The sequence below is a fragment of the Cyanobacteriota bacterium genome (assembly GCA_025054735.1).
GTDB lineage: Bacteria > Cyanobacteriota > Cyanobacteriia > SKYG9 > SKYG9 > SKYG9.
In genome coordinates this window covers 1-5241 of sequence record JANWZG010000291.1, presented here as the reverse complement: position 1 = coordinate 5241, position 5241 = coordinate 1, and the positions used below count along the sequence as shown (strand labels likewise).

The window sequence follows — 5241 nt, the reverse complement described above, 5'->3', positions numbered from 1 at the left end:
GTTTCATCCCCGTGCATAGTGTTTTTACTGTAAGCGTGATTGTGAACTAATCCAGAATTATTGACAGGCTGACTGGCAGTAGCATCTCCATCGGGCAACAACGAATTCTGGTCTGTCGGTAACCCCTCATTGATAAAACCCAGTGTACTATCAGATGTCATCGAAGTTAGGAATAGCTAATTTTCATACGTGACTTTCCGAGATTTGATGAAAAGTATGATTTACCAATCTTGGACAGTCATATGGCCAGTGCTCGGCAAGCAAGCAGCAACATTAGTTAACTTTAACTAACTGCCCATCACCAAGCTATCAACCAAAGATGTCGCACATTGTAACCGCACTTGCTTAAAAGTAACCGTATTTGCCAAAAAGTAGTCTTGAAACTTTAGCATTTTCAGGCGTAATCTGCTAAGGATTCGCTTGAAAACTATAGTCGTGGATGATTTGCGATCGGTCAAGGGTTGCAACTATCGCCGTAACTCTAAGGTAGGGGACGTTGGATCGCGAAGATCGATATAAGCAATCTGACTAGGCTTAACACGATTAACAATCTGACGCATCTGTGCCAAGGCTTGCAACTGGGTTGGGAACCTATCTCCATAGGAACCGATATACACAGTTCCTAGGCTAGTCTTCAGCACTAAATTAGCAGGATTTTGCCAATCAAGTTCTGAAATGGGCACTATGCTGTCTCGAATTAGGGGATATAGAAACTTCCAATCGGGGTATTGGCTTGGATCCATGCCAATAACTTGTAAATCTAAACCCTCTAGGGTTTGCTGACTTAGCGAATAATCCCGTAGGGGCATGAAATTCCCTTGGTCATCGATGAGACCAATTGAAGGGGGCAGGCTTGAGCGCTGTTGAGCTTGTGTCAACTGTTGAATGCTGATGGGCTTGGGTGATACGATCGCGACTGGATGGCGCTCAGTAATGTGCACAACTAATCGGGGTGGAAAGAGTGTCCGGACGACAATTGCGCGAGAGATATGAGCACTGGTTTCCAGTTGATCGGTCAAGGCTTTAGGATCCAACGCTAGGATTGACTGTGGATAAGACAGCGCCAAAATAGAACGCACAGTAGTAGCAGAGAGACGCTGGTTGCCGTTTACCTGAATTTGTTCAGGCTTGTAGATAACCCAATCAGTATGGGTCATTACCCAACCCATACCAACGGCAGCCCCTGTAATTGCAAACAATCGCCAAATGCTTTGAAAGCTTTTGATCTGCCGCCGCCTTCGTAGCTGTGCGCGGCGATCGCGAAGTTCAGCTTCAGAAACCGAAGAAATATCTACCATAACCACGGACGTAGGATGTGGACTGAACAGTGTTACCTGCTTATTTCCATCAACAAGCACCGAGTATTAGCAACGAACCTAAGCGCTTTTCAGTGTAACGGTATTTTTCGTAGGCAAACCATAATTCCCATAGAGTAATTCCCATAGAGTCATGCTTCTGCTAGTACCTTTGCTTGCAAGTACCGCTGCCATTGATCAGCTAAGGTAATGTCGGTAAAGGGAATCTGGATTACAGTCTGGTTGTCTGTCAGTACGAGTTGCAAACTTACGGAGCGACCTCCCAGTCGTAGGCCGATCGACTTGTTGTTAAGGGAAACTTGGTCAGGCTGAACGGGTTGGTGATCCAACATCAGCGTAATGGATTGAACAGTAGCTAGGGGAATGGTTTGCAGGTTAACTGGCCCTCGTCGAGAGGGTAAACCCCAAGTGATAGCACCGTTGGCATATCCCAGAACGGAGTAAATGTCGTATTTCGCAGTCTCAAATGGCTGTGCCCACTGCCTATAGGCTTCAACTTTCTGGTATTCGTTCCAGCCAGCCCATGCTAGCCAGAAAAATATTGCTAACAACGGCAACCATGCTAATCCATGTTCCATAGGTTTGTTCTCCAGTTAACAACGGTTTGGGAATGCAATGTGGCCACAGTCCCCTACTCTACAGGTATTTTTCCTCAGGTTGATGGCTACATCTCTGTGCTGATAATTCCCATTGATGCGTTGAGGAGGGATCCCTCTGTGTTTATGGCAATGCATAAGTAAGTTAAGACGTTGACGGTGAGGACTCAAGTCCTCACTACATGCTCCAGATGTAGTCATGTCTTAAACTTGAGCGCTATGTCTGGTGAGTCTATCTGACAAGCTATCTGGTGAGACTGCCAGACTTTCATCTGGCAAGATTGGTAGGTGTAGGTTATGGTTGTGAAGTGTTGATTGGAGCAAGGCTATGCGGCGGCTACTGATTGTGGGGTTATTTGTGTTGGGGTTAGTGCTGGCGATCGCGGGCTATCGTGGCCTCAAAACCCAGGGCGACTATGACTCGATCGTGGTGAACTTTCGGGAACCTATTGCTGCATCTGTAATCCAGCAGCAGTTAACGAACCTTGCTCGCGGTTATGGGGTGCAACCTCATCTTAACAGTGTGTTTTCAGCGGCTGACAACATCTATGTACTGCCTGGGGATCGCTCTGTACTGCGCTCGCTAAGAGCATCTCCCCTAGCCAAGCACACGGAGTTTATTGAACCCAACTATCGCTACAGGGTCATGGAGGCACCCAATGATCCAGACTATCCTAAGCAGTGGAACTTCCGCAGCATTAATCTTGAAGCTGCTTGGGATGAAACTAGGGGCAGTGGGGTAACCGTAGCTGTGATTGATACAGGAATTAGTCCCGTTCCAGACTTGGCAAAAACCAAGTTTGTGGAAGGGTATGACTTTGTTCACGATCGCCCAGAAGCAACCGATGACTACGGCCATGGTACCCATGTGGCTGGGACAATTGCGCAATCGACCAACAATAACTACGGCGTAGCTGGAATTGCCTACGAGGCTAGCCTGATGCCCCTTAAGGTATTGGATGAGTCTGGCACAGGGACAATTGCTGATATTGCAGAAGCAATTCGCTTTGCGGCTGACAACGGTGCTCAGGTCATCAACATGAGTCTAGGAGGGGGCGGTGAAAGTGCATTGATGCAGGAAGCTATCAACTATGCCCACAGTAAGGGAGTCGTGATTGTAGCCGCTGCGGGCAATGCCAATACTAACAATGCTTCCTATCCAGCCCGCTATCCCCACGTCATTGGTGTATCTGCCCTAAATGCGGCTGGCGAGAAAGCATCCTACTCCAACTATGGGGCGGGTGTAGATATTTCTGCCCCTGGTGGCTCTACAGACAGCGGGGAAGCAGGGGGTATTTTGCAGAATACGATCGACCCTGAAACGGGTAATGCTATCTTTGCAGCCTTTCAAGGTACGAGCATGGCTGCCCCCCACGTAGCTGGGGTTGCTGCACTGGTAAAAGCTGCTGGTGTAAGTGATCCTGACCAAGTTACCCAAGTCTTGACCCAGTCAGCCCGAAAAGTTGCTGACGATGGCCTCAATTACTATGGTGCCGGACAGTTAGATGCTGCTGCTGCGGTCAAGCTAGCCACGCGCGGTCAACTCTCAATTCCTGACTTTTTCCGCTGGTTGCGAGACAATGGCTACCTCAATCCTGTTTTTTGGTTGGATGGCGGCGTTGTTGCGCTGTTGCCCAAACTGGCAATGGTGCTGGGTTCCTATCTGTTGGCATGGTTTCTGCGTAACTACTTCCCCTTTGCCTGGAGTTGGTCACTCTCCACAGGGCTAGTGCTGGGCAGCAGTGGTCTGTTTCCCCTGCGCGGTCTCTATATTTTTGATTTGCCGCAATATCCGTTGCGTCTGTTAGGGAGTTCAATTCCTGAACTAGGGACAGCTATCCAAGGTAGTAGTGCCCTGAATCCACTGTTCGCTAGTGTGCTGATTCCCCTAGGGTTAGTGGTGCTACTGTTGGGTCACCCTCAAGGGAAGTGGTTTGCGATCGGTACCAGCATAGGGATTGCCAGTTGCCTAATGGTTAGCGCTGTGTGGGTACCTCACATGGTCTGGTTAGGAAATGGGTTACTAGCAAGGGGTTTCTTAGCTATCAATGCGCTATTGTGTTATGGCCTTGCCTATCTAGCAGCTAAACCTGGCCATGGAGGACGTTTTGCATGAGCATGACAGTTCAGGGCACGATCGAGCGCAAAAATTTTGGAGCTGGAGTCTGGGCACTGGTCACTGATGATGGGCAAGTGTATGAACTAAAAAAGGCCCCCAAGGAGCTATTGCAAGCAGGTTCTAGGGTAAAAGTAGAGGGAGACATTCAAGCCGATGCAGTTTCGATCGCCATGATCGGCCCGATTCTGTTAGTCCAACATATGGAAAACCTAGACTAACCTGGTCTGGAGAAGCGCAATCCGCGCCGTTTCGTGCTACCAATGAAACAGTCTGCTGATTCGCACTATCCGGAGAACACGTTAGATTTATGGATTTAGCATTACCTGCGTCGGTTAAATTCTGGTTACAGTTTGCTCACCCTGTGATGATGTGGGGCCTACTGGCTCTGTCGTTGTACGCTGCCTATTCAGGCATGAAGGTTCGCCAGACTCGCAGTGCTGATGCCGAAACCCGTAAAGCTCTGATTCAGGGCAAATTTTCCATCAAGCACCACCAAGCAGGGTCGATTCTGTTAGCACTAATGGTATTAGGGACGATCGGCGGCATGGCAGTCACCTACATCAACAACGGCAAGCTATTTGTAGGCCCTCACTTGATTGTAGGGCTGGCTATGACAGGCCTAATCGCTGTTTCTGCAGCTTTAGCTCCTTCCATGCAAAAAGGGCAGGACTGGGCACGATACAGCCATATTTCCCTAAATATGGCTCTAGTAGGGCTGTTTCTGTGGCAAGCCGTCACGGGGATGCAGATTGTCCAGCGCATTCTTGAGAAGGCCAGCACATGATTAGGCTCCTCCACTTGTCAGATATTCACTTGGGTAGTGGGTTGGCTCATGGACAGATCAACCCGACTACTGGGCTGAATACCCGACTGGAGGATTTTGTAGCGGCCTTGAGTCGCTGTATTGACCGAGCGTTGGCTGAGCCTGTTGATTTGGTGCTATTTGGGGGTGATGCTTTTCCTGATGCCACCCCCACACCTGTTTTACAGCAAGCCTTTGCTAGCCAGTTTCGCCGCCTTGCCGATGCTCGCATTCCCGCAGTATTGCTCGTGGGCAACCATGATCAGTATGCCCAAGGTCAAGGTGGCGCTAGTTTAGGCATCTATCGAGATTTGGCAGTTCCAGGCTTTGTGGTGGGCGATCGATTAGAAACCCATCACATTACCACCCGCAACGGCGCTGTGCAAGTCATCACCCTGCCGTGGTTAA

At 49.2% G+C, this 5241-nt stretch carries 6 protein-coding genes; 4 read left to right on the top strand and 2 right to left on the bottom strand.

Features of this window, described 5'->3' with window-relative positions:
- Positions 1 to 467 precede the first annotated feature (467 nt).
- Together NZ772_13330 and NZ772_13325 are read right to left on the bottom strand one after the other, a co-directional pair.
- Complete coding sequence (locus tag NZ772_13330) at positions 468 to 1298, bottom strand: FtsQ-type POTRA domain-containing protein (GenBank protein ID MCS6814531.1); 831 nt, start codon at positions 1296 to 1298, stop codon at positions 468 to 470.
- A gap of 149 nt (positions 1299 to 1447) precedes the next feature.
- Positions 1448 to 1894 (bottom strand): hypothetical protein, encoded by a 447-nt coding sequence (locus NZ772_13325; protein ID MCS6814530.1) that lies wholly within the window; start codon positions 1892 to 1894, stop codon positions 1448 to 1450.
- A 346-nt stretch (positions 1895 to 2240) separates the two neighbouring features.
- Here NZ772_13325 and NZ772_13320 point away from each other — a divergent pair, with 346 nt between their 5' ends.
- The 4 genes from NZ772_13320 to sbcD form a co-directional block, all read left to right on the top strand.
- Complete coding sequence (locus NZ772_13320; protein MCS6814529.1) at positions 2241 to 4028, top strand: S8 family peptidase; 1788 nt, start codon at positions 2241 to 2243, stop codon at positions 4026 to 4028.
- On the top strand, positions 4025 to 4249 hold the full coding sequence (locus tag NZ772_13315; protein ID MCS6814528.1) for a DUF5818 domain-containing protein: 225 nt from the start codon (positions 4025 to 4027) through the stop codon (positions 4247 to 4249). The genes NZ772_13320 and NZ772_13315 overlap by 4 nt, the downstream gene beginning before the upstream one ends.
- An 89-nt stretch (positions 4250 to 4338) precedes the next feature.
- Positions 4339 to 4815, top strand: coding sequence for a DUF4079 domain-containing protein (locus NZ772_13310; protein MCS6814527.1), 477 nt, complete (start codon positions 4339 to 4341; stop codon positions 4813 to 4815).
- Positions 4812 to 5241: exonuclease subunit SbcD (sbcD, locus tag NZ772_13305; GenBank protein MCS6814526.1), on the top strand; the 430-nt coding region annotated here is incomplete at its 3' end. The genes NZ772_13310 and sbcD, both read left to right, overlap by 4 nt.